Source organism: Actinocorallia aurantiaca, from assembly GCF_039533685.1.
Lineage (GTDB): Bacteria > Actinomycetota > Actinomycetes > Streptosporangiales > Streptosporangiaceae > Actinocorallia > Actinocorallia aurantiaca.
Genome location: NZ_BAAATZ010000002.1, coordinates 64165 through 90331, shown reverse-complemented (window position 1 = coordinate 90331; position 26167 = coordinate 64165). Strand labels below are relative to the sequence as shown.

Sequence of the window (26167 nt, the reverse complement as noted above, 5' to 3'; positions counted from 1 at the left end):
GTCATGCCTAGAAACCCTTAGAGATTTCTGACGAGCCGGTCCCGTCTTCTTCGCGGCCGTATGGCCCGGGTTAGTACGTGTGGTGGCCGGGCTTCTTCTCCCATGCCCGGCAGGCCTCGGCCCCCATCTCGGGACGGATCGGCTGGATCACGGCCTGGCCGGCGCGGACCCGGCGGCCACGGGGAGCTCCGGGCCGGCGCCGGGTCCCCCCGGGGACATGGCGGAGGGCTCCCCGTCCACCAGGGCCGCGCGGACCCGGCCGTCGGCCAGCGAGACCGCGAAGACGACCTCGCGGCGCCCGTCCCCCGAGGGGTAGACGAAGAACCGCCAGCACAGCTCCCGCCAGACCTCCACGGGCTCGGTCTTGCGGGAGAGCCCGTGCCGGCCCCAGGGTTCGCTGGCGTACAGGACGGCGAGGGTCTCGCGCAGCGGCACGAAACGGCGCTCGCAGGCGGTGCGCTGCCGCCGTACCGCCATCGAGATCTCGGGGGAGATCGCCGCGATCAGCCCGACCTCCGCCATGAACAGCAGGGAGCGCCAGCCCGGCAGGTCGGCCACGACCTCCAGGCCGGTGCGCTGCGCGGGGAAGGCGGCGATCGCGACCAGGGCCAGCAGCCCGGTGCGCAGGACCGTCATCCGGGTGATCGGGCTGGAGCTGAGCACTCCGAAGCAGCCGCAGCCCTGCCCCGGGCGGAGGACGCGCATCTCGCCCAGCACCCAGGTCGCCGAGATCATCAGCATGACGGTCGCTAGCCGCACCAGCAGGTGCACCGACACCAGGAGCAGGACGCACACGGCGCCCTCGATGAGGATGTAGAGGATCCGGACCTTGTCCTTGGGCGCGTGCAGCTTGCCCAGGACGGCCAGCGCGAACATGAAGGTGATGACCAGGAGCTGGGTCTCGATGAGGACGTGCGCCATCAGTTCACCGCCAGGGTCACGTTGAAGCAGCCGGCGTCCAGGTCGCCGCCGAGCTCGACGAAGCTGGTCTTGGTGAGCTCCACCAGGCGGCCGCGGGGGGAGGTCCCGCACTCCACGCACCGGTCGCAGAACAGCGCGGCGTTGCAGCCGCACTCGACCACGTCGAGGTCCGCGCCGCGGCCGGTGCAGTCGTTGCGCACCTCCAGGGTGCTGCCGAGCGACAGGTAGGGGAGCTGCGCGCAGGGCTCGGCGGCCTCGGGGCATCCTCCGGAGTCCCCCAGCGGGTCGAGCCTGGGGTAGGCGGCGCCGCGTCCGGAGCCGGAGTACCAGGTGGCGGTGCCCCGCAGCATGCCGCCTTCGGGGCCCGGCGGGGCCACGGTCATCGGAGCGGACTGCGCGGTGCTCGGCCGGACCGCCACCGGTCCCTCGCCGGTCCGCCTGGCGATCACGTCGAAGAGCTGGCCGGGGAGCATGAGCGGATGCCGCACCAGGATCTTGCCGAGGCTCTCCGGCGGGATGGAGACCTGCACGCGGGGCCGGTGCGGGCCCTGGTCCACCTCGACCAGGTGGACGGTGCCGCGGCGTTCGCGCCTCTGGCCGGTGGAGAGGATCGTCCCGTTGATCCGGAGGATGTCGACCCAGATCCGGTCGGCGGCGAGGCCGTCCCCCGTGGGGCGGACGACGGCGTCCCGGCCCGGCTGCAGCGCCTCGGGGCCGGACCTCCCGCCGTGCCAGACGGAGGTCTTCTCCGACATGGGGAGCCGGTACTCGCGGTGGGCGGGGGCGCCGTCGGGGGTCGCGGGCCCGGGGGCCCACAGGACGATCAGGTGCGGGCTGGCGTCGACGATCCGCCCCTCGGCCGCGCGCAGCGGGGGCTCGCCGGGGGCGAGGAGCCGCTCGGGGCTCCCCAGCACCATGGATCTCAATCTCCGGCGTCGGCGCATTGACACCCCTCTCTGCCTGCTGTCAAGCGTCTCCCACATGTTGTTGTCAACAGTTACCCGCCGAAGGCCAATTGTCGACCAATTTGTCCATAACTCGCGGTTCTCTGGAGTGGTTTTTCACTCCCGAGTATAGTTTCTTCACACTTGGTTGACCCGAAATTGAGGATTACCGGAAGCCGTAATGGCGATCTCCATGTCAGGGTACGGCTCAGAGCCGGCTCCCAAAGGCGGGGATTAAATGGAAAATCCGGTACATAAGGAGTTCGCCGAGTATGTGATCCGACGAGGCCCCGCCCTTCTGCGCACCGCCAGAAGGCTCACGGCGGACGCCGCGGAGGCCGAGGACCTGCTGCAGACCGCTCTCGTCAAGACCTATCTGGCGTGGGACCGCATCCACGACCGCGCCGCCCTCGACGGGTACGTCCGCCGCGCCATGGTCAACACCCAGATCTCCTGGTGGCGCCGCCGCAGGCTGGAGGTCTACCCCGCGGCCGAGCCGCCCGACCGGCCCGTCGAGGACTGCACCCGCCGCAGCGAACTGCGGGACTCCCTGTACCGCGCCCTGCGCCGGCTCCCCGACCGCCAGCGGGCGACGCTCGTGCTCCGCTACTACGAGGACCTCTCCGAGGCCGAGATCGCCGAACGGCTCGGCGTCAGCGTCGGGACCGTGAAGTCGACGGTCTCGCGGGCCGTGGCCAGGCTCCGGGGCGACACCGACCTCGGCCGCGACTTCCCTTCACCCCGGGGGTACCCCCCATGACCACCTGCCCACTAGGGTCGGGGCACTTGACGGAGACCTCCCCCTCTCTTGGAGTCCCCCCATGCGTCTACGTTCTGTTCTCCTGGCCCTGGCCCTGCTCTCCACGGCCACGGCCTGCGGGGGCGACAGCGGTGTCGACAAGAAGACCAGCTGCGACCAGATGAAGGCCGCGATCAACGCCATCGGCACCGTCCAGGCCGAGGAGAACGGCGCGGGCGCCGAGAACTTCCTCAAGGTCTACTCCGACGCGGCCACCAAGATCCGCAAGACCGCCAACGACTCCGCCGACGCCAACGTCAAGTCCACCGGCCTCCAGGTCGCCGACGCCCTGGACGAGCTCGCCAAAGCCCAGACCTCCACCGACCCCATCGGCGGCCCTGAAGTCCTCGAGGCCAGCGGCGAACTCGCCACCGCCGCCGGCTCTTTCGCGAAGCACTGCGGCCCGGTCGACTAACCGCTTTGCCGCACCCCCGGACTACCGGTACCCTTGCACTGGCCCACAGGGCCTTGGAGGTGTCGCCTAGTACGGTCTATGGCGCCGCACTGCTAATGCGGTTTGGGTTCACGCCCATCGCGAGTTCAAATCTCGCCACCTCCGCCGCCGGTCAGGCCCGCTGCACGGATCTCGTGCAGCGGGCCTGACCGTTTTTTCAGGGTCTTCGGACCCTTCACGATCACCGCGTCACAGCGGAGAACGCGGTCAGAGCAGGCCCACTCCGCCCAGGCCGGTGGCGGCGGTCGGGCGGGTGTCGTCGCCGGGCCGGGGGTGCCAGTCGGCGATGGGGACGACGCCCGGGGGTAGCAGGGTCGTGCCGTCGAACAGCCGGGTCACCTGCTCGGCGGTGCGCAGGTGCACTCCGGGCGGGGTGGCGGCGGAGTAGATGTCGACCGCCTGGTCCAGCCGCTCGGAGTCGGCGCCGCCGGGGGAGATGTGCGAGATCGCCATGGCCGAGCCCGGGGCCAGGCGCGCCAGGTAGGAGCGCAGGAGGCCCTCGACGTCCTCCTCGTCGGAGATGAAGTGCAGTACCGCGACGAGCATCAGCCCCACCGGGCGGGAGAGGTCCAGCAACCCGCTCTCCTCGACCGCGGCCAGCAGCTCGTCCACCTGGCGCAGGTCCGCGGTGACCACCTTGGTGTTGCCGTTCTCCGCCAGCAGCGCCTGGCCGTGCACCAGGACGAGCGGGTCGTTGTCGATGTAGAGGACCTTCGCCTCGGGGTCGAGCTCCTGGGCGATCTCGTGGACGTTCCCTTCGGCCGGGAGCCCCGAGCCGATGTCCAGGAACTGGTCGATGCCCGCCTCCTCCACCATGTACCGCACGACCCGGTGGAGGAACTCCCGGTTCTGCCGGGCCATGACCGGGATGTCGGGGAAGAGGGCGAGCGTCTGCTCGGCGATCTGGCGGTCGGCGGCGAAGTTGTCCTTGCCGCCGAGGAACACGTTGTAGATCCTCGCCGGGTGCGGGACAGAGGTGTTGATGGAGGGGGAATCGGCACCATCGCCCATGGCGTCTCCTTGTGATCGGGGAGAAAGGAGCATGATCGTCTAAGGGTTTCCCGACTCTACTGGCTGATGTGCTCGAGAAGGTGAAACAGGCGCAGGAGCAGGCCGAGGGCTCGGCGAGTGCTCCTCGCTACGCGCGGGATCGCGCCCATCGGCGAACCTTTCGGTTTTCGGCGGCATCTCACTTGCAACACTTGTGATCGAAAGGCCGCCGCCGTGAAGACCGTCGTCCTTCCCTCGCTCGCCGCCCTGGCTCTCGCGGCGGCGCTGATCCCCGGCTCCGCCGCGCAGGCCCGCCCGCACCCCGCGAGGCCCGGCGACTACGACGGCGACGGGCGCCGCGACATCGCGGTGACCCTCAAGCGGGCCAAGGGGCAGAAGTCCGCGATCCTCGTGTACTCCGGCGGCGCCAAGAAGGTCTCGCGCAAGCCCGCCGTCATCCGGCGGCCGAAGACGACGGGTCACTTCACCGGCCTGGCGACCGGCGACTTCGACGGTGACGGCTACGCGGACCTGGCCGGCCTGCTCGAGCGGGAGCCCGTGCCGGGCGACGTCCAGGGCGGCCTGGTCGTCTACTCGGGCTCGCGCAAGGGCCTGGGCAGGACGGCCCGGACCCTGCTGCCCTGGGGCGCGGCCGAGCGCGTCGCCCCCGTCGCCGCCGACTTCAACGGTGACGGCTACTCCGACGTGGCCGTCCGGGTCCCGATGGGGGTCATGGTCTTCAAGGGGGGCGCCAAGGGCCTGTCCTCCGACCGCTACAAGATCCTCAAGGGCGTGACGGGGCGCCTTGCCGCGGGTGACGTGAGCGGCGACAAGCTCCCCGAACTGGTGGCCGTCGGCTCCCGGGCCATGACCTTCCGGAGCAAGAAGGGGTACTGGCCGGATCCGTCCCGGTCCTGGACCTCCGACGCGTTCCAGGACGGCGAGGGCCCGGTCCACGTCGCCGACATCACCGGCGACGGCCGTGCCGACCTGGTCGCCGTCCGGCTGACCGGTCCGGGCCGTGGCCATCTCGACGTGCGCCTCGGCACCGGTCGGAACTTCGGCCTGCCGCTCGCGCCGATCCCCTTCAAGGGGTCGCTGACCGTCGGCGACGTCACCGGCGACGGCCGCGCCGACGTGGTCGTCGCGCCCGGCTCCCGGACCCTCCGCGTGATCCGCGGCACCCGCACCGGCCTCGACACCGACCACGTCAAGACCATCAAGACCTCCGCGTTCGGCGCGAAGGGGATCGACGCGCAGGACATGGTGGTCCAGAACCCGGTCGGCGGCGCCGCCAAGGAGCTCCTCATCCCGGACAGCTCCGCCCCGAACCTCTGGGTCGTGCCCGTCACCCGCCCCAAGACCGCCCAAAGACTCCCGGTGCCCCTCTCCGGCTTCCTCGGTTGGGGAACCGCCCGCCCCTAGTCCTTGAGATCGGTGCGGGCACGTTCTCCGGGGCGACCTTGGCCGACCGCGAGCGGGTGCCGGGCGCAGACCATCCGACCACTCAGGTGGTCCGCGAAAATCCGGAGACGGCACAGCGGCCCCGACGTGAGGACGGATGGGTGCGGAGACCGTCTCGCAGCCGACCGCCTGGTCGCAGTCCGCGATGGTCCGAGTTCTTCTTCGGACGTCCATCAGTGCCATGCGGGTGCGGATTGACGTCAACCTTCGGTGGGGTTCGCCGCGTGTCTGCGGGCACTGGTTCCCGGTCGGGGACCCGCCTGAAGGAGAGTGCGTGGACTTCGTCGACTTCGTGCGGCGCCGGGGGGACCGGCATCTGCGCACCGCGGTGCTGCTCACCGGTGACTGGCAGACGGCGCAGGACCTGACCCAGGCCGCGCTGACGGAGCTGTACCGGGTGTGGGACCGGCTGGACACCGAGACAGAGCCGGACGCCTACCTGCGCCGGATCATGGTCAACACGCGGCGGAGCTGGTGGCGGGCGCGCTGGCGGCGGGAGACCCCGCTGGCCGAGATACCCGACCGCGGGCCGGAGGACGACGCCGCGGACCGGCACGCGGTCGCCGAAGTGGTCAGGCAGGCGCTGCGGTCGCTTCCGCCCCGCCAGCGGACGGCGCTCGTGCTGCGCTACTTCGAGGACCTGTCGGAGGCGCAGACGGCCGAGCTGATGCGGATCTCGGTCGGCTCGGTGAAGACGCACGCCCACCGGGGGCTGGCGGCGCTGCGCGCGTCGCTTCCGAAAGATCTGCTGGTCGCTGTCAACGAAGGAACGGAAAGCGGAGGTGTGGAGCGGTGACAGTGTCTCCTGACGAGAACGAGGAGTACGGCATGGCCGAGCTCAAGCACCTGCTCACCGTCGCCGGCGAGGACCGGCCCCCGAACATCGACCTGCTGGACGGCCTGGACCTCGCCACCCGCCGGCGTCCGGTCCGACGCCGCAGCGCCCTCGCCGTCCTGACCGCGGGGGCGGTCGCCGCGGGCGCCGCCGTCGCATTGAGCGTGGTCTGGACGCCGCAGAGCGCCCAGGCGACGGTCCTGGAGGCCGTCGCCCGCAACGAGGGCAAGCCCTACCACGTCGAGATGGTCACCCAGGCCTCTCCCGGCGGCGACCCGTTCCCGCTGAAGGGAGACTTCGACCCCGGTAGCGAGTCGGGTCACCTCGAAGCACCGGAAGGCGGCCGGATCATCATGATCGGGGACACCGGGTACCAGAAGCTGCCCGAGTCCATGCAGAGCTCCAAGAACATGCCGCGCCCCGGCAAGGACGGGAACTTCCCGAAGGTGCCGAAGGGCTGGAAGCCCGTCATGGTGCCCCTCGGCGAGAACGCCTGGCTGAAGCTGCCGATGGACCACGTCACCTGGGGTCTCGGCTCCTCGACCCGGTCCTTCGCCCAGGACCCGCAGGGCGAGCTGAAGGCCATCCGGAAAGCGGACCGGATCAAGGAGGAGGGCCCCGTCAGCGGCCCGGGATGGACGGGTGAGCGCTACTCCTTCACCACCCCGGCGGTCAAGAAGTGGTTCGGCCGCGAGTCGAGCAGCGGCACCGTCGACATCGACTCCAAGGGTGACATCCGTGCGCTCGACGTGACCCTGTCCTACCCCGACGCCAAGGGCGACCACTCCGTCAACCGCAAGATCACCTTCAGCGCCCACGGCACCCCCGTGAAGCTCTCCCCCCCCGACACCCCCCACCTCTACACCGAACAGTCCCTGCACAAGCTCCTCAGCGGCAGGTCCCTCCCCGCCGGAACCGCCTACGGCATCCCGATCTATTAGAGAACACCCCCCTCGGAGGCAGCCGCGGACCCGGCGGCCTCCGAGGCCGCGGCGGGCAGGGGGAGCAGGTCGTCTGGGCTCACCGGCCTCCAGTGGAGGCGCCGTCCGGCCTGACCGCCCTGAACTCCGTGAGCGGTTCGAGCCGATAAGGGAGTAGATGGGAGCTTGATGCGCTCACCTTCCCGAGGCAGGAGATCCGAGTGGGGAAAGCGGTTCTGGGAACGACCGTGCTGGTCGCGTTCACGAGTGCGACGGTGCTCTACGGCAGCGCGACGCTCACGGACGGGATCTTCCAGCTGGCGGCGGTGGTGGTGCTGTTCACGGGGACCGTGGCGGTCGTCCTGGCCTGCGGATGGCATCGGCGGACGGCCTGGGTGGCCGCACCGGTGCTGCTTCTCACGGGGGCGACGGGGCTGGCCTTCACGGGCCTGCCGGAGCAGGCGATGCTCGCACTCATCCGTGATGATCTCCAGAGGATGGCCGAGGGCGGCAGGGGCGGCGAGGTCTGGCCGTATCGCGTCGGGGAACCGGTCCGGGAGGGCACCGCGGTACTGCTCCCGGTCTCGGGGACGGGCTGGATCTTCTCCCATGAGGGATTCGTCTACGCCCCCGACGGGGCCTCCACCATTCCCCCGCTGGGCGAGGGCTTCGAAAGCCTCCGGTTCTGGCACCTGGACGGGCCTTGGTACCGCTACTACGTGATGGAGACCTGACTCCCCCTCGATGAGGCGGCGGGGCGGGGTCCTCAGGTGAAGAAGATGGGCTGGGTGACCGTCGCCGGGAGTTCGTCGTCGGCCTCGACGAAGGCGTCGAGGGAGGAGATGAGGGCGGTGCGCTGCTCGGGGGCGAGGCGGGCGACGACGCGGCCGATCTCCTCGTGGCGGCGGGCCGTCACCTCCGAGACGATCCGGTGGCCGGCCGGGGCCAGTTCGAGGATGATCTCGCGGCGGTTGTTCGGGTTGGTCTCGCGGGTGAGGAGGTTGGCGAGCGAGAGCCGTTCGGCCATCCGCAGCGCCGTGGAGGGGTTGACGCCCAGCACGTCCGCCAGCGTCGCGAGCTTCATCGGGCCCTGGAGGGAGAGGCTCACCAGCATGCGGAACTGGGGGAGGGTCACCCCCGCGTCGGCCTGGCCGAGCGAACGCGCCGAGATCGCCACGAGGAGGCGTGAGGCCGCCAGGAGGGCCGTGGTCACGGCTTCGATGTCGTCGCCGCCGTCGCCGTCCGGCCTCGCGGGCCGCGCACTGTCCATGTCCCCTTTGTATCGCTACTCACCCGGTGGAATCCTTGCACCGTGCAATGATCGGCTGGTAGGTTCGGGCCACGCTCGCGATGGACGCGCAGGCAGAAGCCGTTCATCAGGGCCTTCCATCAGAAGCGCGGGCCGTCGACGCCTCGCCCCCACCGCTCGTGTGCCCTCACTTGCCGGTCCGGGCCCGGCGCCGGTCCGCACGGGCACCGAGACGGCAGGGGAATTCCACCGATGTCGCCACCGCGCAGGATCGTGTGGGCGGGTCTCGCCGTGGTCGTGGCCGTCGTGGCCGTGGTCGCGGGAATCCTCCTGACCGGAGGCGGGCCGGAGAAGAAGGCGAACGACAAAGGGGACGTGGCCCTGACGGAGCCCGCCGCCCCGCCGGAGCCCGCGGACGAGGAGCTCCTCCCGGACGCCGCGCCCAAGGCGAAGCCCGAGATCACTCCCCAGGCGACCGGCCTCAAGGAGGAGAAGGTCCCGGAGGTGAAGTCCGACAAGGAGTGGCAGGGCGTGCCTCCGGAGGCGGGCGGCTGCGACCGTGACTACGGTGGGGCGACCCAGTGCGTCCCGTGGACGTTCCCCGACGGCATCACCGAGTACGCGGACAAGTGTCTGTGGCTCAAGCTCAACGGTTTCGCGGACCTCAAGGTCAACGGCACCGACCGGCAGAAGCTCGACCCGGACGGCGACAAGATCGCCTGCAACGGCTGAGAAGCCGCGAGACAGCCCCCTAGGAGTTTCGACGATGAGGTTCAGCAGGCCGAGGATCCGGGTGTTCCTGACCGGTTCGGTGATGATGACGGCCACGATCGTGCAGGGCGGCGTCCCCGCGTACGCGGCGCCCAACCTCGTGCCCAACCCGACGCTCGAGAAGATGGCGGGCAAGCTCCCCAAGTGCTGGTACGTGCACACCAGCGGGCACAACAAGGGGTCGGTGAAGATCGTCAAGGGGCGCGGCAGCAAGCGCGCGGCGCAGATCACCCAGAAGGTGCGGGTGTCCGGCTGGCGGGCCCTCCTCCAGACCAAGGGGTGCGCGATCAAGAAGGTGAAGGCGGGGCAGCGCCTCAGCCTCTCCTTCTCCATGAAGTCCACCACCCCCAAGGCGTCCGTGAAGTTCTTCCGGCAGAAGAGCAACGGCGTCTGGGTGGCCTGGGGTGAGTACGGCGTCGGCGGCGCGAACAACGCGTGGCACAAGGCGACGGTGAAGTCCGGGCCGGTCCCGGCGGGCACCAAGGCCGTCCGGGTCGGTCTCGCGATCGCGGGCAAGGGCACCATCACCACCGACGACTACGTCATGACCGCTTCGGCCGCAGGCTCCGGCAAGTGCACCGACGCCGCGGGCTGCGAGACGGGCAAGTGGAAGTACGTCAGCTTCGGCGACCCCGTGCCGGGCGCGAACGACGTCGACCCCGGCGACGCCAATCCCGCCAAGAAGGGCGTCCGTGCGATGCACACGGTCGTCCTCAGGAACGGCAAGGTCCTGCTCATCGCCGGTTCCGGGAACAACCCGGCGAACTTCAAGCCGAGCGCCTTCGAGAGCATGCTCTACGACCCGGCCACCGGTAAGTACAAGAAGATCAGAACACCGTCCGACATGTTCTGCTCCGGACACGTCCAGCTCTCCGACGGCCGCGTCCTCGTCCTCGGCGGCACGAGCAAGTACTCCGAGAACGGCGACGGCTACAAGGGCTGGCAGGGCGAGAAGAGGTCGTACCTCTTCGACCCCGCCACCGAGAAGTACTACAAGACCCGGAACGACATGAACGACGGGCACTGGTACCCGTCCGCGACCATCCTCGGGAACGGCGACGTCTACGCCGTCGGCGGCTACGCCGCGGACTACCAGGGCGGCGACTACCAGAAGGTCTCGCAGGTCACGGAGCTGTTCAAGTACGACAAGAAGACCGGCGGCACCTGGCAGCCCGAGAACAAGGTCCGGCAGAACAAGATCAACTGGTCGACCTACCCGTCGCTGATCCTCATGCAGAACGGCAAGCTGTTCTACTCCGGGAGCAGCGTCTTCGGCCACCCGGTCACCCAGGGCGGCGACAACTACGGCCACAACGAGGCGGCCTTCCTCGGCCCCATGATCTTCGACTACAAGACGGGGGCCCGCAAGGACGTCCCCGGCCTGAGCCAGAAGTGGGCGCGCGACCAGTCCGCCAGCGTCCTGCTCCCCCCGGCCCAGAGCCAGAAGGTCATGACCGTCGGCGGTATGGACTTCTCGAACCAGGGTCCGGGCGTCGCGCACGCCCACACCGACATCGTCGACCTCAACGCCGCGAACCCCGCGTACAAGCGCGGCCCCGACCTGAACGCCGCGAAGGTCTACCCGTCGGTCGTGCTGCTCCCCGACGGCAAGGTCTTCGAGACCGGCGGCTCCTACGGCAACCGCGCCCAGTACGTCCGGGAGGCGGCGATGTTCGATCCGAAGAAGCCGAACGCCTGGCAGGCGATGGCCGCGGACAAGGTCGGCCGGACGTACCACAACACCGCGGTCCTGCTGGCCGACGGACGGGTTCTGGCCGCCGGCTCCAACCCGCTCAGCGGCTTCTACGAGACCCGCATCTCGATCTACTCGCCGCCGTACCTCTTCAAGGGCGCCCGGCCCAAGATCAAGAGCACGGGCGGCCAGTACTGGGCCTACGGCTCCACCCACACCATCACGACCGACCGCAAGATCAAGAGCGCGTGGCTGATGCGTCCGGGAGCGGTCACCCACTCCTCCGACCCCAACCAGCGCGCGGTGGCTCCGGAGAAGCTGACGATCAAGGGAAACAGCAGCAGGTTCAAGCTGACCAGCAAGTCCACCATCGCCCCGCCCGGCTGGTACATGCTCTTCGCCACCGACGCGGCCGGCGTGCCTTCCGTGGCGAAGTGGGTCCACATCGGCTGACCGGGCCGACGGCCGAGCGGAACGGCGGCCGTACCGCTCCGAGTGAAGCGGTGTCCGCTTCGCATGATCGCGTCGGGCGCGCGTTCCCGACCGGCTTCGGTCCGGTCGGGGACGCGCGGCGCGGGGATCAGCCCGAGCGGCGCGACGTCCACCTGCCCGCCGGGGGCACCGCGTCCCCGTTCCGCCTGCGGGACGCGCAGTACAGACCCCAGGCGACGGTGGGGATGACGAAGTCCAGCCACAGGGGCGGGCCGATGTTCCCGGGCTTGGTGTTGTCCTCGGCGAGCCAGTAGTAGATGTGGCCGGCGCCGTCTCCGTAGAACTGGACGGACAGGACCACGATGACGGCCAGCCAGAAGTCGCCGCGGAAGCGGATGCACATGAGGCCGGCGATGCCTATGGACAGGTCGCCCATGGCGTTCTCGAACTGGAAGCCGCCGTTGCCCCGGGTATAGCCGATCATCTCGGCCGTCGCCGGGCCGTCGAAGAGGTGGGCGGCCGCGCCCAGGGCCGTACCGACCCCCACGGCCACCGCCAGCCACCACACGAGGAAGATGTCGACCGCGGTGGCGGCGCCCGGCTCGCGGTGGCGCATGCTCCACTGGACCATCGCGCCGATGAGCGCGATGGCCGCGACCACGACTACCTGCATTGCCCGCTCCCCGAATATCCACCCACAGTGATGATCACTGTACTTTCGGTGGCGGATGTGGTGGCGACCGGGGTGGGCGGGCGGCCGACGGGCCGAAGAGGTCCGTGATGCCTGCTCGCTCACCGCGCCCGCGTCGGTCCGATGACGCACACGGGTGCGGGGAGCGTCGGCCGCCGTGCCGACCGGCCCGGGTCAGACGATGCCGGTCGTGCCCAGGAGGGCGCCGGTGAGGTAGGTCGCCGCCAGGGCCAGGGCGCCTCCCGCGGTGACCCGGAACGCGGCCCGGATCCAGGAGCCGCCGCCGATCAGGGCGGCCGTCGTGCCCGCGACGGCGAGACCGGCGAGGGTGGCGGCGAAGGCGACCGGGACGCGCAGGTGCGGTGCGGGCAGGAGGATCGCCAGTAGGGGGAGGAGGGCGCCGAGCGCGAAGGCGACGAACGAGGCGATCGCGGCGTGCCAGGGGCTGGTGACGTCGTCCGGATCGAGGTTGTGCCGCTCACGCAACTGGGCTTCCAGGGGGTCGTTCGCGTAAAGCTCCCGAGCCACCTGGCGGGCGGTCGCCGGGGAGAGGCCGCGGTCCTCGTAGGAGCGGACCAGCGCGCGCAGCTCGGTGTCGGGGTCGGACGCCAGCGCACGGCGCTCCTCCTCGATGAGGTGGCGCTGGCTGTCGCGCTGGCTGTGGACGGAGACGTACTCGCCGAGCGCCATCGACACGGCCCCGCCGATCGAGGCGGCGAGCCCGGCCAGCAGGATCGGCTGGGCGGAGGAGGTCGCCCCGGCGACGCCGACGACGACGGCCGCGGTGGACACGATCCCGTCGTTGGCCCCCAGGACGCCCGCGCGCAGGGCGTTGAGCCTCCGCTCGAGGCCGCCCGAGCGGGCCTCGGACTCGGGCTCGTGCGCGCGGGGTCCGGGTGCGGTGATGATCTCGATCGTGTCCGGACGGTCCTTGAGTGCGACGGACTCCCTCATGATCTCTGTGGATCTCCTTCGGAACAACGGACGGTCTCGTCCGGGGGCGCCTCCTCGTCGAGGCGCCGGAATGCTCGCGGTATCGGTGCTGTGGCGGGTGAGAGGACGGGCTGCCGACGGATCCACGGGATTCTCCGCGGTCACCGTCCATCAGTGATGACAACATTTCGTCCACGCGCCTGATTCCCGTTTCCCGGCGAATTTCAGACGCCCGTCGGAGGGTGAGGGAAGGCTTCCCTAAATTGCTTTCCTTAGGTTGTCCTAACCTTTCTGATGCTCCGCTTCCGCCGGGCTGCGGACACCCCGGCCATGCGGCTCGTACAAGCCGGAACCGGCCCGTACGTGGGGAAACCTGCGCCGTCACGTCCTCGTGGGTCTCCTGCGTCCGGTCCTTCCACAGGATGAATGACGGCAAGGAGCGTTCGGGTCGCGGTGCCGAAGGGCACCGAAATCAGAATTCCTGATTCTCCCGCGAGACTTTCCTTCCCTGCCGTCTTGGCAGGGTCGGGATACGCCCTCTCTCCTGGCCTGAAGAATGGTGATGGGGCTCACTTGTCTTCTTCCGCCGTGTGCCCTTGGCGCTTTACGGAGTCGGACGCCGCGGGGCGGCGCCGGACCGGGATTCCGGGAGCCGTCTTGATCGGAGGAGTCTCCGCCCGCCGCTCGGGCGGAGAGCCGATTCCCATCCCGAGCGGCGGGTGGGAAGCGGCTCTTTCCAGACGAACCCCCTTGCCGGGTCCTGTGATCGTCGGTCGAGTGAAATGTCGCCTGTGGCGGAGGCGGGCCTCCTACGGCGGAAGAGGGATCACGAAGGGCCCGAGGTCAACGTTCTGAGCCTGTCCTCGATCTCGGTGAGCCGGGTTCGCCCGATCCCCGGGATGTGGGCGAGGTCGCCGCTCTCCCGCAGGGTCAGGAGGTCGGCGATCGTGGGGACGTAGCGGCCGCCGAAGACGCAGTGCGCGATCAGCGCCCGTTCCGTCTGGACCTTCAGGCGCAGGCAGCCCAGGGGGCAGGACCTGTTGAGGGGGTGCGGGCCGTCATGGTCCACGGCGCGGGCGGCCCGGACGGCGTCCTCGATCGCGTCCTGTTCCCGCAGCGCGGCCTGGAGTTCGTCGGGACCGTCCTCGATGAGGGTGGCCGCGGGCTCCCCGCGGAGGGAGAAGAAGCCCGGCGGGACGTCGGGGACGGGGCCGCGGCGGGTGGCCACCCACAGGGAACCGGTCACCCAGACGCTCCAGCCCGGCGAGGTCTCCCGCAGCCGGTCGATCGTGTTCGCGCTCATGACTCATACGATCGTGGTGCGCACTCCCCGTAGTGTTCCCGGTTGGAACATTCTCCGGGTCAGACGCCCATGCGGGTCCTGAGGCCCCGGAGGGGTTCGGGGACGGTGCGGCGGACGTCGACCAGGTGGGTGACGACCGTGCGGGCCGAGGGGTGGAAGCGGGTCATCTGGGGGGCTGCGCGTTCCGCGTGGAGGAGGCGGGTCAGGGCCTTGTCGTAGGAGCCGGTCTCGGCGTGGACGCGGGCCATGTCCACTTCGTGATGGGCTCGGCGTTCAGGGGGCAGCGAGGAGAGCGTCTGGGCGGGGATCTGCTGGTCCCGTCTGGTCGCCTCGTCGAAGTCGCCGAGTTCGACGGCCACCGCGGCGCCGTGGATCGCGACGTTTCCCAGGGTGAAGCCCGTGGTCACTCCGTGTCTCGTTCCCGGTTCGTCTCCGGCGGCCTCTCGTACCTCCAGCGCCTGGCCGTAGTAGTCCCAAGCGGCCTGGTCGCCTGCTCTGGCGGCGATCACGGCGCTGCGCAGCAACGCGGTGCCGAACACCTCGCGAGCGTCCCGCCGGGTGTGGTCGACGGCACGAACGGCTCTTCCCAGGAGGATCAGCGCCGGGCCGGGACGTCCGATGGCGCTGAGGAGCAGGGAACGCCGGATCGGCACCAGCAACGGCAGGTGGGGATCCCGGACATGGCGGGCCGCTTCCCGGGCGGCTTCGAGAGCGCCGGCGGCCAGGTCGTGGTAGCCGAGCTTGCGACACAGGTCCGCGCCGGCTTCACAGGCGCGGAACAGCGGCTTCCACGCGCGCGGTCCACCGGACTCATGTGCGTGCCAGGCGAGTTCTTCCAGCAGGGCGGGCAGCCGTATCCCGATCTGCGAGTGCCGGGACAGTTCCTGGAACCGCCGGAGCGCGGTCATCTCGGAGACCAGTTCGTCCAGGGGACGAGGCGGGGCCTGTAGTTCCGGGGGCACGTCGACCGCGACGAGGGCCCGGCGGAGATCCGCGATGGAGGCGTGAACCCGTTCGGCCCGGCCCGGGAGGTGGAACGGCTGGCCGTAGAGGTCGGCGGGGTCGACGCTGAGGGCTCCGGCGACGGCCGCGACGAAGGCGGGGGTGGCGACCTTGTGTCCGGCTTCGACCTGGGCGATGTGGGAGCGGGAGTAGGAGGTGCGCTGGGCGAGGCCGTTCTGGGTCAGGCCGCGCTGCTTCCTGGCGCGGGCGACGCGGACGCCTACGGGGTCGGGCATGTTCGGCTCCGCCTCTCTCGGGAGGTCGCCTTCCAGGCTACGAGCCGTCCCCGCTTTCCGTCAGGCCTGTCCGAAAGGTCTGGCGGAGAACGCGGCTTCGTACCGGGTCATCCGTCATGTGTGCCTGCTGCCGCAGCGACAGGTCGACAAGGTCGTCCATGGAGTCGCCGGCCACGGGCTCGAAGCGTCAGGTCGAAACTCGCATGCCGAATGGCGTCACCGCTGACCGGAGTCTCGGCCTCGGCAACCTGTCGTTGCATCACCAGGTGGTCGTTCCTTCGGGGGTCGTACTCAGGCTCACTGGCGTTTGTGGCCGAATTCCTGGATGAGGAAGCCGTTGCCGTCGGGGTCTTCGACGGAGATGAAGGAGTTGTAGTCGGCGCGGTCGGGGGCGGGGCCGGGAGTGCGTTCGCCGTTCTCGAAGTGGAAGATCTCGCTGATGGGGGCGTCTCGGGAGGTGAGGTCGGTGTGGGCGGCTTCGATGTCGTCGACGACGAGGTGCAGGCCCGAGACGGAGCCGGGGACGGCCTGGGTGACGCCCTTGCCGATCGAGATCGAGCAGGACGAGCCGGGCGGGGTGAACTGGACGATGCGGAAGTCGTCGCCGTTCTCGACGTCGAGGTCGATGTTGAAGCCGAGCTTCTCGGAGTAGAAGGCCTTGGCGCGGTCGATGTCCGTGACGGGGATGAGGACGAGTTCCAGCTTGTAGTCCATGGGGTCTCTCCTGGGGCGAGGCCGGGCGGGGCGAGGCTGGGCGGGGCGGGGCGGTCAGGCGTCGAGCGTCCGGTACAGGGCGGTCAGGAAGGCGTCGAACAGCGGGGCGGGCGGGGGGAGGCACTGGGTGAGCAGGACGGCTGCGGCGTCGCGGCGGGGGAAGGAGTACCAGACGGTGCCCAGGCCGCCGCCCCATCCGTAGCGGAGGGTGCGGGCGCCGGTGCCGTGGTGGGGGGCAACGACCTCGACGCCGTGGCCCCAGCCTCCGTCCCGGAGGAGCGTCCGGGTGGTGGCGGAGCGGGGGCGCCGGGGATCCAGGTGGTCGGTGGTCATGGTCGTGATGGACGAGGGGGCGAGGAGACGTGTCCCGTCGGCGGTCCTGCCGTCGGCGAGCAGCATCCGGGTGAAGCGCAGGTAGTCGGCCGCGGTGGAGACCAGGCCGCCGCGTGCGTCGGGGAACGCGGGCGGGTCGTTCCAGCGGCTGTCGTCCGTGCCGTCGAACGGGACGAGCCGGCCCCGTTCGTCGCGGGTGTGGCAGGGGATCAGGCGCTCCCGGGCGTGCTCGGGGACGGAGAAGCCGGTGTCGGCCATGCCGAGGGGGCTCAGGAGGCGCTCGTGGAGGAGCGCGTCGAGGGGACGCCGCGCGGCGCGGGCCAGGAGGACGCCCAGGACGCCGAAGGGCAGGTCGTAGGTCCATTCCGTTCCGGGCTGGTACATCAGCGGCAGCCGGGCGAGACGCGAGATCCACTCGTCGGGGGTGAGCGGGGACGCCGGGTCCGGCGGGCCGACGCCCAGGCCGAGGGACGCGGCCTCGTCCAGGACGGGGCACGGCCCGTCGAAGTGGAAACCGAATCCCATCCGCATCGTGAGCAGATCGTCCACGGTGATCGGGCGTTCGGCGGGCACGGTGTCGTCGAGCGGCCCGTCGGGACGCCGCAGGACGCGACGCTCCGCCAGTTCCGGGATCCAGCGCTCCACCGGGTCCTCGGGCGACAGCAGGCCGTCCTCGGCCAGCATCAGGGCCAGCGCGGCGACCAGCGGTTTCGTCATGGACGACAGGCGGAACACGGCGTCGCCCCGCATCGGCTTCCCGCCGGCCTCACCCATGGCCGCGACGCGTGTCTGACCGCCCAGGTCGATCGCCAGCACGGCGCCGGGCACGGCACCGTCCGCGACGTGCCCGTCGACCACGCTCCGGAGCAGATCCCAATCGATCACCATGGACAGGACGCTACCCAGAGGGTCCGACAGAACACGCGTGGTTCCGCGCCGGGCCCCTGACGTGCCGCATCCGACGAGGACGATCAGGCCGATCCGCTCGGAACGAGGAGGGCCTCCATTCGTGCTCCCGTCCCGCCGGTGTCCACTGCGGCCGTCCGCGCCCCGCCACCCGCCTTCACCTGCGTTCACGTCCCGTCGGCGCTCGCGGTGACGAAGACCGGCGGCCGCTCCCGGTAGGCGTTAACGAGTGGGTGAATTCGAGGCGCGCTGGGATGATTCGGTCATGGAAGAGGTGGAGAGGGCCGAACGCCCGCGGGCGGCGGACGAGCGGACGACGTTGGCCGGGTTCCTGCAGTTCCATCGGGACACGCTGGCCCTGAAGTGCGAGGGCCTGACGGCCGAGCAGCTCGGGCGGAAGGCCGTGCCGCCTTCGGAGCTGTCGCTGCTGGGGCTGGTCCGGCACCTGGCCGACGTCGAGCGCGGGTGGTTCCGCAACGTGATCGCCGGGGAGGGCGTGCCGCTCCGCGGGGGGACCGGGTCGGCCAGGTCCATGGGCTTCGACGTCGAGGAGACCGAAGTGGCCGAGGCAGAGGTGGAGGAGGCCTTCGCGGTCTGGCGGGAGGAGTGCGAGCGCTCCCGGGCGATCGTGGCCGCCGCCGAATCCCTCGACGTCATCGGAGTCCACCGCACGGGCCCCGTCTCCCTGCGTTACGTCCTCGCCCACATGATCGAGGAGTACGCCCGCCACAACGGCCACGCCGACCTGCTCCGAGAACTCATCGACGGGACCACCGGAGAGTAGGCACGCCCGCCCGGACGGCCCCGGGGCCGCCGTCCGGGCCGCGGGCGAGAGCCGGGCGTGTCACGGCTGTGCGAACGCCGCGTGTCACGGTTGTGAATCAGGCCGGTGATGATCCGGTGGATTCTGGGGGTGCTGCGGGGGTTTTGTCTGAGGGGCAGAGTAGGTTTTGACCTGCTCATTAGTGCTTGTCGGGGTATGGGGGCATACTCCCGGCGCGTGGAACCCCCTGGAGAAGAGACATGCGCGGTGTCGCCCTGCTCGGGTTGTGTTCTTTGATGTTGGTGACGGGGCTGACCGGTGGAGCGGCGGCCGCCGCTCCGGTGGACGGGTCCCCGGGGGAGCGGGCCAAGGCCAGGAAGTTGTCGATCGACGACATCACGCCGAGGCGTGGGGAGAAGGTCGGCACCGGTATGCCGATCATGCTCCGCTTCACCCAGAAGATTCGGAACAAGAAGGCGGTGGAGCAGGCGCTGGTCGTGAAGTCGACGAAGTCGACGGAAGGCGCCTGGTACTGGACGACGAGCTCGCAGGGGACGTCGCTGGCGATCTTCCGGCCGAAGACGGAGTGGAAGCCGAACCAGAAGGTGACCGTCAAGGCGAACCTGAAGGGCGTCAAGGCGGGCGGCGGTGTCGTCGGCCTGAAGAACGGCAGCATGTCGTTCACCGTCGGCGACTCGCACGTGGTGAAGATCAGCTCCAAGAAGCACCGGGCCAAGGCATACCGGAACGGCAAGCTGGTGCGCTCCTGGCCGGTGAGTCTCGGCTCCGGAGGCGAGCGCAAGAACGGCGTGGACGTCCTCATCACCACCAGCGGGGTGCACCTGGTGATGGCGCACAGCAAGCTGGAGCGGATGATCTCGCCCGGCAAGGAGAAGGGCGACCCCGGCTACTACGACGAGATGATCCCGTGGGCGACGCGGATCAGCGGCAGCGGCGAGTACATCCACCAGAACATGTCCGACCCGTCCTGCCTGGGCCGCCGCAACTGCAGCCACGGCTGCGTCCGCTCTCCCGGCGGCGACGCCAAGTGGTTCATGAACTGGTCCTACCGGGGCGACAAGGTCATCATCACCGGGACGACGCGGAAGCTCGACTGGAACAACGGCTGGGGCTACTTCCAGATCCCGTGGAAGAAGTGGGTGGCCGGCGGTGCGCTGAAGCAGCCCGTCCGCACCTGACGACCTGCCTGAGGAAAGGCCCGGTGTCCCGCATGGGACGCCGGGCCTTTCCATGGCGGCGTTACCGTGGCGGGGTGAACGACTCGGCGACCGTCTGGGTGGTGGCCGGCCCACCCGGAAGCGGCAAGACGACGGCCTGCGAACTGCTCCTGCGACGCCTCCGTCCGGTGCCCGCCCTGCTGGACAAGGACACCCTGTACGGGTCCTTCGTCGCTGCCGCTCTCGCCGCCGCGTCACGCGACCCGGGGGAACGCGAAGGCCCCTGGTACAACGAGTACGTCAAGCGCCACGAGTACGCGGGACTGACTGCCACGGCCCGCGAAATCCGCTCGCACGGCTGCCCCGTGATGCTCAGCGGCCCCTTCACCGGCCAGATCCGTGATCCTCGCAGGTGGGAGACCTGGCAGAAGGAGCTCGGAGGCCCGCCCGTCCGGCTCGTCTGGATCCGGACGGACGCCGAGACGCTGCGCGCACGCCTCACCTCCAGAGGCCTTTCACGGGACGCCGGCAAGCTCGCCGCGTTCGAAGCCTTCCTCGAACGCATGCGTCCGGACGTCCCGCCTCCGGTGCCCCACCTCGAGTTGGACAACCGCCTGGAGCAGGGCGCGTCCCTTCCGGAACAGGTCGACGCCCTCCTCGGCCGGGGCCTCTGACCCGCATCTCACCGAAAGGCGTCGGTGCCGGCCTCCCGCAGCAGGATCATCGTGACCCCTTTTCATCGAGGCCATCCTGGAACTTGAAGCTCACTGCAGGTCAAGGCCTCGACGGTGAGACGCACGGCACGTGTTCGAAGACGTTGACTTGAAGTTAACTTCAACTTCTAGCCTTCCGGTGATCGATCCACTCACCGGAAGGAAGAACGATGAACGACCAGATCAGGCTCGCCGTGTTGGTCGGGAGCACCCGTCAGGGACGGAGGGCTCCCCAGGTGTCGCGATGGTTCGTCGAGCAGGCCGAGCGGTACGGGGGCGTGAAGGTGGACGTCCTGGACCTGGCCGAGCTCGGGCTGCCCGAATCACTGGACGGGGCGGACCCCGCCGTCGCCGCCGTGCGGCCGCGCATCGACGACGCGGACGCGTTCGTGGTCGTCGTGCCCGAGTACAACCACAGCTTCCCCGCTCCCATCAAGACGGCCGTCGACTCCTTCTACAAGGAGTGGCAGGCCAAGCCCGTCGGCTTCGTCTCCTACGGCGGCATGTCCGGCGGCCTGCGGGCCGTCGAGCAGCTCCGCCAGATCTTCGCCGAGCTGCACATGGTGTCCGTCCGGGACGGCGTCAGCTTCCACAACGTGTGGGGTCACGTCGGTCCGGACGGGGAGTTCCCCGTTGAGCCGGATGGCTGCGGCCAGGCCGCACGGACGATGCTGGACCAGCTCGTCTGGTGGGCGAACGCCCTGCGCGACGCCAAACGACGCGCCCCCTACGGCAGTTGACGGGAGGGGAGACCATGTTGGTCCGCCTGCTCCGCGGCTACCTCCGCGCCTACCCGCGAGACCTCGTCCTGATCCTGCTGACGCAGCTCCTGGTCGTCGCCGGCATGCTCCTCATGCCCGCCCTCAACGCCGACATCATCGACGAAGGCCTGGTCGCCGGGGACACCGGAAGGATCCTCGAACTCGGCCTGGTGATGCTGGCGGTGACCCTGGCGGGCGCCGTCAGCTCCATCGGCGCCACCTACTACGCCTCCCGCGCCGCCATGGCCGTCGGACGGGACCTGCGTGCCGACCTCTTCGAGAAGGTGCAGTCCTTCTCCGGACGGGAGGTGGGACGCTTCGGTACGCCGTCGCTGATCACCCGCATCACGAACGACGTCCAGCAGGTGCAGATGGTGGCGCTGCTGACGTTCACCATGCTCGTCACCGCCCCCGTCATGTGCCTGGGCGGCGCCGTCATGGCGCTACGCGAGAACATGGCGCTGTCCGCGGTGCTGCTGTTCGCGCTTCCCGCGATGGCCGTCGTCTTCGCGCTGATCCTGCGGCGTATGGCGCCGCTCTACCGGCGGACGCAGGACTACCTCGACACCGTCAACCGCATCCTGCGTGAGCAGATCACCGGTGTGCGGGTCGTCCGGGCATTCGTGAAGGACGACGCGGAACGGGAGCGCTTCCGCCGCACCAACCGGGAGCTGCGGGGCGTCTCGACGCGCGCCGGTTTCCTCATCGCGATGATGTTCCCGCTGATCATGCTGCTCGCGAACCTCTGCAGCATCGTGGTGCTCTGGTTCGGCGCCCATCGGGTGGACGAAGGGGCGATGGGCGTCGGATCGCTGACGGCGTTCCTCACCTATCTGATGATGATCCTCATGACGGTCATGCTGGCCGCCTTCACGGTGCTGATGATGCCGCGCGCGGAGGTGTCGGCCCAGCGCATCCGTGAAGTGCTCGACACCTCCTCCAGCGTCGTTCCGCCCGTCCATCCCGTCCGTGAGCTTCCGTCACGGGGCCGCGTGGAGCTGCGCGGAGTGGGGTTCGGCTATCCGGGAGCGGAGCAGGCGGTCCTACATAACGTCGAGTTGCAGATCGCGCCGGGAGAGGTCGTCGCGATCGTCGGCAGTACCGGAAGCGGCAAGACGACACTGCTCAACCTGATCCCGAGGCTGTTCGACGCGACGGACGGAAGCGTGCTCGTCGGCGGCGTCGACGTAAGGGAACTCGAACCATCCCTGCTCTCCAGTACGGTCGGCTACATCCCGCAGAAGCCCTTCCTGTTCTCCGGGACCATCGCCTCCAACCTGCGTTACGGCCGCCCGGACGCTACCGACGCCGAACTCTGGCAGGCACTCGAAGTAGCCCAGGCGCGTGACTTCGTGGCGGAACTCCCCGAGGGGCTGGACGCTCCCGTCAGCCAGGGCGGAAGCAACCTCTCCGGCGGCCAGAAGCAGCGGCTCGCGATCGCGCGCACGCTCGTCGTCCGGCCTGACATCTACCTCTTCGACGACTCCTTCTCCGCACTCGACTACGCCACGGACGCGGCACTGCGCGCCGCTCTGCCGGCGTACACGAACGGCGCGACCGTCCTGATCGTGGCGCAGCGCGTCAGCACGATCCGTCATGCCGACCGGATCGTCGTCCTGGACCGCGGCACGGTCGTCGGTACGGGCACCCACCACGAGTTGATGGCGGCCGACGCCACCTACCGCGAGATCGTCCTTTCCCAGCTCACTGAGAGCGAGGCGGCATGACCGAGAAGACGCCCGCCTTCCGCGGCCCGGCGGCGTTCTTGAACGCGCCCGCCGAGAAGTCCCGTGACGCGGCACGTACGGGCCGCCGCCTGCTGGGCCTGCTACGCCCGGAGGGCAAGCTGATCGGACTGGCGCTGCTCTCCACCCTGGCCAGCGTCGTCTGTGCCGTGGCCGCCCCGAAGGTCATGGGCAGGGTCACCGACCTCATCTACAACGGAGTCACCACCGGCAGCCCGATCGACTTCGCGGGAATCCGCGACGTGCTGCTGTGGCTCCTGGCCCTCTACCTGACCTCCGCGTTCTTCCTGCTGCTCCAGGGCCGCGTGCTGAGCAGGCTGGTGCAGCGCTCGATGTACCGGCTGCGCGACCGGGCGCAGGCCAAGCTGCCCCGGCTGCCGCTGCGGTACTTCGACGAGCAGCCGCGCGGCGACCTGCTCAGCCGGGTCACCAACGACGTCGACAACCTGTCCCAGACGCTCTCCCAGACCCTCGGCCAGGTGCTCAACGCGGTACTGACCCTGGTCGGGGTGCTCGCGATGATGTTCTGGATCTCGCCTCTGCTGAGCGTCATCGCCCTGGTGGTGATCCCGGTGTCGTTGTCCGCGGCCAAGAGGATCGCCGAGCGCGCCAAGCCCCGGTTCCTGGAACAGTGGGGGACGACGGGGAAGCTCAACGGGCATGTGGAGGAGGTGTTCACCGGGCACGCCCTCGTCCGGCTGTTCGGACGGAACGAGGAGGCGGCCCGACGTTTCACCGAATACAACGAAGGGCTCTACCGGGCGTCTTTCAAGGCCCAGTTCGTCTCGGGCCTGGCCCGTCCGGCGACGATGCTGCTGGGCAACGTCGGCTACCTGATGGTCGCGGTGATCGGCGCCTACCGGGTGGCTTCCGGATCGCTGACGCTCGGGGACGTCCAGGCGTTCGTCCAGTACTCCCAGCAGGCCACCCAGGGAGTGAGCCAGGCGGCGAGCCTGGTCAACCTCCTGCAGTCCGGGCTGGCCTCCGCCGAGCGGGTCTTCTCCCTCCTGGACGAGCCGGAGCAGTCCCCCGACCCGGACGAGCCGGAGCAGTCCCCCGAGCCGCGCCGTCCCGGAGGCGCCGGAGGTCCCGGCGGCCCGCGGAGCGGGGTGGAGTTCGAACGGGTCTCCTTCGGCTATGTTCCGGGCCGCCCGCTGATCAGGGACCTGTCCCTGACCGCCGCGCCGGGGCAGACCGTGGCGATCGTCGGGCCGACGGGCGCGGGCAAGACCACGCTCGTCAACCTGCTGCTGCGGTTCTACGAGCTGGACGCGGGCCGCATCACGCTGGACGGCGTGGACATCACGGCGATGCCCCGCCGGGAACTGCGCTCGGCCACCGGCATGGTGCTGCAGGACGCGTGGCTGTTCCAGGGCACGATCGCCGAGAACATCGCCTACGGAAAGGAGAACGCCACCAGGGAGGAGATCGAGCGTGCCGCGCGTGCCGCCCACGTCGACCGCTTCGCCGCGACCCTCCCCGACGGGTACGACACCGTCCTCGACGACGAGTCGTCCGGCGTCAGCTCGGGGGAGAAGCAGCTGATCACGATCGCCCGCGCCTTCCTGGCCGATCCGCGGATCCTGATCCTCGACGAGGCCACGAGCTCCGTCGACACCCGCACCGAGCTGCTCGTCCAGCGTGCCATGAACGATCTGCGGCGGGGGCGGACCAGCTTCGTCATCGCCCACCGCCTGTCCACCATCCGGGACGCCGATCTCATCCTCGTCCTGGAGTCCGGCCGGGTCGTCGAGCAGGGCGACCACGGGGAGCTCCTCGCTCTCGGCGGTTCCTACGCGGCCCTCCACGATGCGCAGTTCGCCCGAGTAGCTCCATGACTCTTGGCTTTTGCCCCGATCGCTCCGTATATCCCGCGATCGGGGCTTTTGCATGGTCTGTTAAAGATGGCCTCCGTGCATTAGCATGGCCGAAATATGAGATTTCTGTCTCACAAAATGAGACACCTCGGCAGGAGGAATCCGATGGGCGAGACCCTCGCGCGGAAGATCTGGGACCGGCACGTCGTCCGCCGGGAGGAGGGCGTGCCCGACCTGCTCTACGTCGACCTCCACCTCCTGCACGAGGTGACCAGCCCCCAGGCGTTCGAGGGGCTGCGCGCCGCGGGGCTCCCCGTCCGCAGGCCCGACCTGACGATCGCCACCGAGGACCACAACGTCCCCACCGAGAACGTCGACGTCATCGCCGACCCGCTCTCCCGCGCCCAGCTGGAGGCCCTCCGCGCCAACTGCGCCGCGTTCGGGGTGCGCCTCCACTCGATGAAGGACCTCGACCAGGGGATCGTGCACGTCATCGGCCCCCAGCTGGGGCTGACCCAGCCCGGCATGACGGTCGTCTGCGGCGACTCCCACACCGCCACCCACGGCGCCTTCGGAGCCCTGGCGTTCGGCATCGGCACCAGCGAGGTGGAGCACGTCCTGGCCACCCAGACGGTCCCCGCCGCGCCCTTCAGGACGATGTCCGTGACGGTCGACGGCGTCCTGCCGCCGGGAGTGACCGCCAAGGACGTCATCCTCGCCGTCATCGCGGAGATCGGGACCGGCGGCGGCCAGGGCTACGTCATCGAGTACCGGGGCGAGACGATCCGCGCCCTGTCGATGGAAGGCCGCATGACGGTCTGCAACATGTCCATCGAGGCGGGCGCCCGCGCCGGGATGATCGCCCCCGACGAGAAGACCTTCGCCTACCTGAAGGGCCGCCCCCACGCCCCCGAAGGCGAGGACTGGGACGACGCCCTGGCCCACTGGAGCACCCTCCGCACCGACGAGGACGCGGTCTTCGACCGCGAGGTGGTCCTGGACGCCTCCGCCCTGACTCCCTTCGTCACCTGGGGGACCAACCCGGCGCAGGGCGCCCCGCTCGGCTCGGCGGTCCCCGACCCCGGCTCCTTCCCCACCCCCGCCGAACGGGACGCCGCCGAGAAGGCCCTCGCCTACATGGGCCTGGAGCCCGGCCTCCCCCTGCGGGACATCACGGTCGACACGGTCTTCATCGGCTCCTGCACCAACGGCCGTATAGAGGACCTCCGCGCCGCCGCCGAGATCCTCCGGGGCCGAAAGATCGCCGACGGGGTGAACATGCTCGTGGTCCCGGGCTCCGCCCGGGTGAAGCTCCAGGCCGAGGAGGAGGGCCTGGACCGCGTCTTCACCGGCGCCGGCGCCGAATGGCGCCACTCCGGCTGCTCCATGTGCCAGGGCATGAACCCCGACAAGCTGGGCTCCGGCCGGCGCAGCGCCTCGACCTCCAACCGCAACTTCGAGGGCCGCCAGGGCAAGGGCGGCCGCACCCACCTCGTCTCCCCCGTGGTGGCCGCCGCCACCGCGCTGACCGGCCGCCTGTCCGCCCCCTCCGACCTCCCCGACGCGTAGACGGCCTTCACTGTCTCCAGGCCGAGAGCCT

25 protein-coding genes and 1 tRNA gene are annotated in these 26167 nt (G+C 69.9%); 16 read left to right on the top strand and 10 right to left on the bottom strand.

All coding sequences use genetic code 11. The annotated features are described in order from the left end of the window. Nucleotides 1–147: 147 nt before the first annotated feature. Nucleotides 148–921, bottom strand: a complete 774-nt coding sequence (locus ABD327_RS01150; RefSeq protein ID WP_344448165.1) for a MauE/DoxX family redox-associated membrane protein — start codon at nucleotides 919–921, stop codon at nucleotides 148–150. Then, nucleotides 921–1838, bottom strand: a complete 918-nt coding sequence (locus ABD327_RS01145; RefSeq protein ID WP_344448164.1) for a hypothetical protein — start codon at nucleotides 1836–1838, stop codon at nucleotides 921–923. Before ABD327_RS01145 ends, ABD327_RS01150 begins: the two co-directional genes overlap by 1 nt. Before the next feature lie 265 nt (nucleotides 1839–2103). On the opposite strand from ABD327_RS01145, the gene ABD327_RS01140 reads away from it, so the two are divergent. The 3 genes from ABD327_RS01140 (at nucleotide 2104) to ABD327_RS01130 (ending at nucleotide 3223) form a co-directional block, all read left to right on the top strand. Further along, nucleotides 2104–2625 (top strand): SigE family RNA polymerase sigma factor, encoded by a 522-nt coding sequence (locus tag ABD327_RS01140; protein ID WP_344448163.1) that lies wholly within the window; start codon nucleotides 2104–2106, stop codon nucleotides 2623–2625. 61 nt (nucleotides 2626–2686) lie between these two features. Then, on the top strand, nucleotides 2687–3079 hold the full coding sequence (locus ABD327_RS01135) for a hypothetical protein (RefSeq protein WP_344448162.1): 393 nt from the start codon (nucleotides 2687–2689) through the stop codon (nucleotides 3077–3079). A gap of 55 nt (nucleotides 3080–3134) precedes the next feature. After that, nucleotides 3135–3223 (top strand) — tRNA-Ser (locus ABD327_RS01130). A gap of 102 nt (nucleotides 3224–3325) precedes the next feature. Here the strand turns inward: ABD327_RS01130 and ABD327_RS01125 are convergent. Continuing rightward, nucleotides 3326–4129, bottom strand: a complete 804-nt coding sequence (locus ABD327_RS01125; protein WP_344448161.1) for an SAM-dependent methyltransferase — start codon at nucleotides 4127–4129, stop codon at nucleotides 3326–3328. 213 nt (nucleotides 4130–4342) lie between these two features. Here ABD327_RS01125 and ABD327_RS01120 point away from each other — a divergent pair, with 213 nt between their 5' ends. From ABD327_RS01120 to ABD327_RS01105, 4 genes are all read left to right on the top strand, one after another. Continuing rightward, nucleotides 4343–5533, top strand: coding sequence for an FG-GAP repeat domain-containing protein (locus ABD327_RS01120; protein ID WP_344448160.1), 1191 nt, complete (start codon nucleotides 4343–4345; stop codon nucleotides 5531–5533). A gap of 313 nt (nucleotides 5534–5846) precedes the next feature. Continuing rightward, nucleotides 5847–6368: a SigE family RNA polymerase sigma factor gene (locus tag ABD327_RS01115; protein WP_344448159.1), complete on the top strand. Its 522-nt coding sequence runs from the start codon at nucleotides 5847–5849 to the stop codon at nucleotides 6366–6368. After that, entirely contained in the window at nucleotides 6365–7348 is a 984-nt protein-coding gene (locus tag ABD327_RS01110; RefSeq protein ID WP_344448158.1) for a hypothetical protein, read from the top strand. Before ABD327_RS01115 ends, ABD327_RS01110 begins: the two co-directional genes overlap by 4 nt. A 200-nt stretch (nucleotides 7349–7548) precedes the next feature. Further along, a complete protein-coding gene (locus ABD327_RS01105; protein ID WP_344448157.1) occupies nucleotides 7549–8061 on the top strand; it encodes a hypothetical protein in 513 nt (170 codons plus the stop codon). Between the two features lie 32 nt (nucleotides 8062–8093). On the opposite strand, the gene ABD327_RS01100 is transcribed toward ABD327_RS01105, so the two are convergent. Then, nucleotides 8094–8597, bottom strand: coding sequence for a MarR family winged helix-turn-helix transcriptional regulator (locus ABD327_RS01100; RefSeq protein ID WP_344448156.1), 504 nt, complete (start codon nucleotides 8595–8597; stop codon nucleotides 8094–8096). 231 nt (nucleotides 8598–8828) lie between these two features. On the opposite strand from ABD327_RS01100, the gene ABD327_RS01095 reads away from it, so the two are divergent. Next, the gene (locus ABD327_RS01095) at nucleotides 8829–9308 is read left to right on the top strand and encodes a hypothetical protein (RefSeq protein ID WP_344448155.1); all 480 of its coding nucleotides are present in this window, start codon (nucleotides 8829–8831) and stop codon (nucleotides 9306–9308) included. A gap of 34 nt (nucleotides 9309–9342) precedes the next feature. Then, nucleotides 9343–11493: a galactose oxidase early set domain-containing protein gene (locus ABD327_RS01090; RefSeq protein ID WP_344448154.1), complete on the top strand. Its 2151-nt coding sequence runs from the start codon at nucleotides 9343–9345 to the stop codon at nucleotides 11491–11493. A gap of 127 nt (nucleotides 11494–11620) precedes the next feature. On the opposite strand, the gene ABD327_RS01085 is transcribed toward ABD327_RS01090, so the two are convergent. From ABD327_RS01085 to ABD327_RS01060, 6 genes are all read right to left on the bottom strand, one after another. Beyond that, nucleotides 11621–12145 (bottom strand): DUF6790 family protein, encoded by a 525-nt coding sequence (locus tag ABD327_RS01085; protein WP_344448153.1) that lies wholly within the window; start codon nucleotides 12143–12145, stop codon nucleotides 11621–11623. A gap of 192 nt (nucleotides 12146–12337) precedes the next feature. Next, nucleotides 12338–13117 (bottom strand): VIT1/CCC1 transporter family protein, encoded by a 780-nt coding sequence (locus ABD327_RS01080; protein WP_344448152.1) that lies wholly within the window; start codon nucleotides 13115–13117, stop codon nucleotides 12338–12340. An 805-nt stretch (nucleotides 13118–13922) separates the two neighbouring features. Then, nucleotides 13923–14399 carry a hypothetical protein gene (locus ABD327_RS01075; protein ID WP_344448151.1) on the bottom strand — a complete coding sequence of 159 codons (477 nt, stop codon included), beginning with the start codon at nucleotides 14397–14399 and terminating at the stop codon, nucleotides 13923–13925. A gap of 59 nt (nucleotides 14400–14458) precedes the next feature. Continuing rightward, nucleotides 14459–15637: a helix-turn-helix domain-containing protein gene (locus ABD327_RS01070; RefSeq protein ID WP_344448150.1), complete on the bottom strand. Its 1179-nt coding sequence runs from the start codon at nucleotides 15635–15637 to the stop codon at nucleotides 14459–14461. 297 nt (nucleotides 15638–15934) lie between these two features. After that, nucleotides 15935–16351: a VOC family protein gene (locus ABD327_RS01065; protein ID WP_344448149.1), complete on the bottom strand. Its 417-nt coding sequence runs from the start codon at nucleotides 16349–16351 to the stop codon at nucleotides 15935–15937. Between the two features lie 54 nt (nucleotides 16352–16405). Then, a complete protein-coding gene (locus tag ABD327_RS01060; RefSeq protein WP_344448148.1) occupies nucleotides 16406–17572 on the bottom strand; it encodes a serine hydrolase domain-containing protein in 1167 nt (388 codons plus the stop codon). Nucleotides 17573–17855: 283 nt separating this feature from the next. Between ABD327_RS01060 and ABD327_RS01055 the strand changes: the two genes are divergently transcribed. The 7 genes from ABD327_RS01055 (at nucleotide 17856) to leuC (ending at nucleotide 26136) form a co-directional block, all read left to right on the top strand. After that, nucleotides 17856–18374 (top strand): DinB family protein, encoded by a 519-nt coding sequence (locus tag ABD327_RS01055; protein WP_344448147.1) that lies wholly within the window; start codon nucleotides 17856–17858, stop codon nucleotides 18372–18374. Nucleotides 18375–18613: 239 nt separating this feature from the next. After that, entirely contained in the window at nucleotides 18614–19552 is a 939-nt protein-coding gene (locus ABD327_RS01050) for a L,D-transpeptidase (RefSeq protein ID WP_344448146.1), read from the top strand. Nucleotides 19553–19584: 32 nt separating this feature from the next. After that, nucleotides 19585–20205 carry a P-loop nucleotide/nucleoside kinase family protein gene (locus ABD327_RS01045; protein WP_425547036.1) on the top strand — a complete coding sequence of 207 codons (621 nt, stop codon included), beginning with the start codon at nucleotides 19585–19587 and terminating at the stop codon, nucleotides 20203–20205. 209 nt (nucleotides 20206–20414) lie between these two features. Beyond that, nucleotides 20415–20984, top strand: coding sequence for an NADPH-dependent FMN reductase (locus ABD327_RS01040; RefSeq protein ID WP_344448144.1), 570 nt, complete (start codon nucleotides 20415–20417; stop codon nucleotides 20982–20984). A 14-nt stretch (nucleotides 20985–20998) separates the two neighbouring features. After that, entirely contained in the window at nucleotides 20999–22732 is a 1734-nt protein-coding gene (locus ABD327_RS01035) for an ABC transporter ATP-binding protein (RefSeq protein ID WP_344448143.1), read from the top strand. Beyond that, complete coding sequence (locus ABD327_RS01030; RefSeq protein ID WP_344448141.1) at nucleotides 22729–24588, top strand: ABC transporter ATP-binding protein; 1860 nt, start codon at nucleotides 22729–22731, stop codon at nucleotides 24586–24588. Before ABD327_RS01035 ends, ABD327_RS01030 begins: the two co-directional genes overlap by 4 nt. A gap of 144 nt (nucleotides 24589–24732) precedes the next feature. Beyond that, a complete protein-coding gene (leuC, locus tag ABD327_RS01025; RefSeq protein ID WP_344448140.1) occupies nucleotides 24733–26136 on the top strand; it encodes a 3-isopropylmalate dehydratase large subunit in 1404 nt (467 codons plus the stop codon). Nucleotides 26137–26167 lie beyond the last annotated feature (31 nt).

Coding starts and splice junctions, on each gene's coding strand:
- leuC (WP_344448140.1), top strand. CDS start 24,733: ATGGGCGAGACCCTCGCGCGGAAGATCTGGGACCGGCACGTCGTCCGC.
- ABD327_RS01075 (WP_344448151.1), bottom strand. CDS start 14,399: ATGAGCGCGAACACGATCGACCGGCTGCGGGAGACCTCGCCGGGCTGG.
- ABD327_RS01090 (WP_344448154.1), top strand. CDS start 9,343: ATGAGGTTCAGCAGGCCGAGGATCCGGGTGTTCCTGACCGGTTCGGTG.
- ABD327_RS01045 (WP_425547036.1), top strand. CDS start 19,585: ATGGGACGCCGGGCCTTTCCATGGCGGCGTTACCGTGGCGGGGTGAAC.
- ABD327_RS01050 (WP_344448146.1), top strand. CDS start 18,614: ATGCGCGGTGTCGCCCTGCTCGGGTTGTGTTCTTTGATGTTGGTGACG.
- ABD327_RS01125 (WP_344448161.1), bottom strand. CDS start 4,129: ATGGGCGATGGTGCCGATTCCCCCTCCATCAACACCTCTGTCCCGCAC.
- ABD327_RS01030 (WP_344448141.1), top strand. CDS start 22,729: ATGACCGAGAAGACGCCCGCCTTCCGCGGCCCGGCGGCGTTCTTGAAC.
- ABD327_RS01065 (WP_344448149.1), bottom strand. CDS start 16,351: ATGGACTACAAGCTGGAACTCGTCCTCATCCCCGTCACGGACATCGAC.
- ABD327_RS01060 (WP_344448148.1), bottom strand. CDS start 17,572: ATGGTGATCGATTGGGATCTGCTCCGGAGCGTGGTCGACGGGCACGTC.
- ABD327_RS01100 (WP_344448156.1), bottom strand. CDS start 8,597: ATGGACAGTGCGCGGCCCGCGAGGCCGGACGGCGACGGCGGCGACGAC.
- ABD327_RS01140 (WP_344448163.1), top strand. CDS start 2,104: ATGGAAAATCCGGTACATAAGGAGTTCGCCGAGTATGTGATCCGACGA.
- ABD327_RS01150 (WP_344448165.1), bottom strand. CDS start 921: ATGGCGCACGTCCTCATCGAGACCCAGCTCCTGGTCATCACCTTCATG.
- ABD327_RS01095 (WP_344448155.1), top strand. CDS start 8,829: ATGTCGCCACCGCGCAGGATCGTGTGGGCGGGTCTCGCCGTGGTCGTG.
- ABD327_RS01085 (WP_344448153.1), bottom strand. CDS start 12,145: ATGCAGGTAGTCGTGGTCGCGGCCATCGCGCTCATCGGCGCGATGGTC.
- ABD327_RS01135 (WP_344448162.1), top strand. CDS start 2,687: ATGCGTCTACGTTCTGTTCTCCTGGCCCTGGCCCTGCTCTCCACGGCC.
- ABD327_RS01055 (WP_344448147.1), top strand. CDS start 17,856: ATGGAAGAGGTGGAGAGGGCCGAACGCCCGCGGGCGGCGGACGAGCGG.
- ABD327_RS01070 (WP_344448150.1), bottom strand. CDS start 15,637: ATGCCCGACCCCGTAGGCGTCCGCGTCGCCCGCGCCAGGAAGCAGCGC.
- ABD327_RS01145 (WP_344448164.1), bottom strand. CDS start 1,838: ATGGTGCTGGGGAGCCCCGAGCGGCTCCTCGCCCCCGGCGAGCCCCCG.
- ABD327_RS01035 (WP_344448143.1), top strand. CDS start 20,999: ATGTTGGTCCGCCTGCTCCGCGGCTACCTCCGCGCCTACCCGCGAGAC.
- ABD327_RS01080 (WP_344448152.1), bottom strand. CDS start 13,117: ATGAGGGAGTCCGTCGCACTCAAGGACCGTCCGGACACGATCGAGATC.
- ABD327_RS01040 (WP_344448144.1), top strand. CDS start 20,415: ATGAACGACCAGATCAGGCTCGCCGTGTTGGTCGGGAGCACCCGTCAG.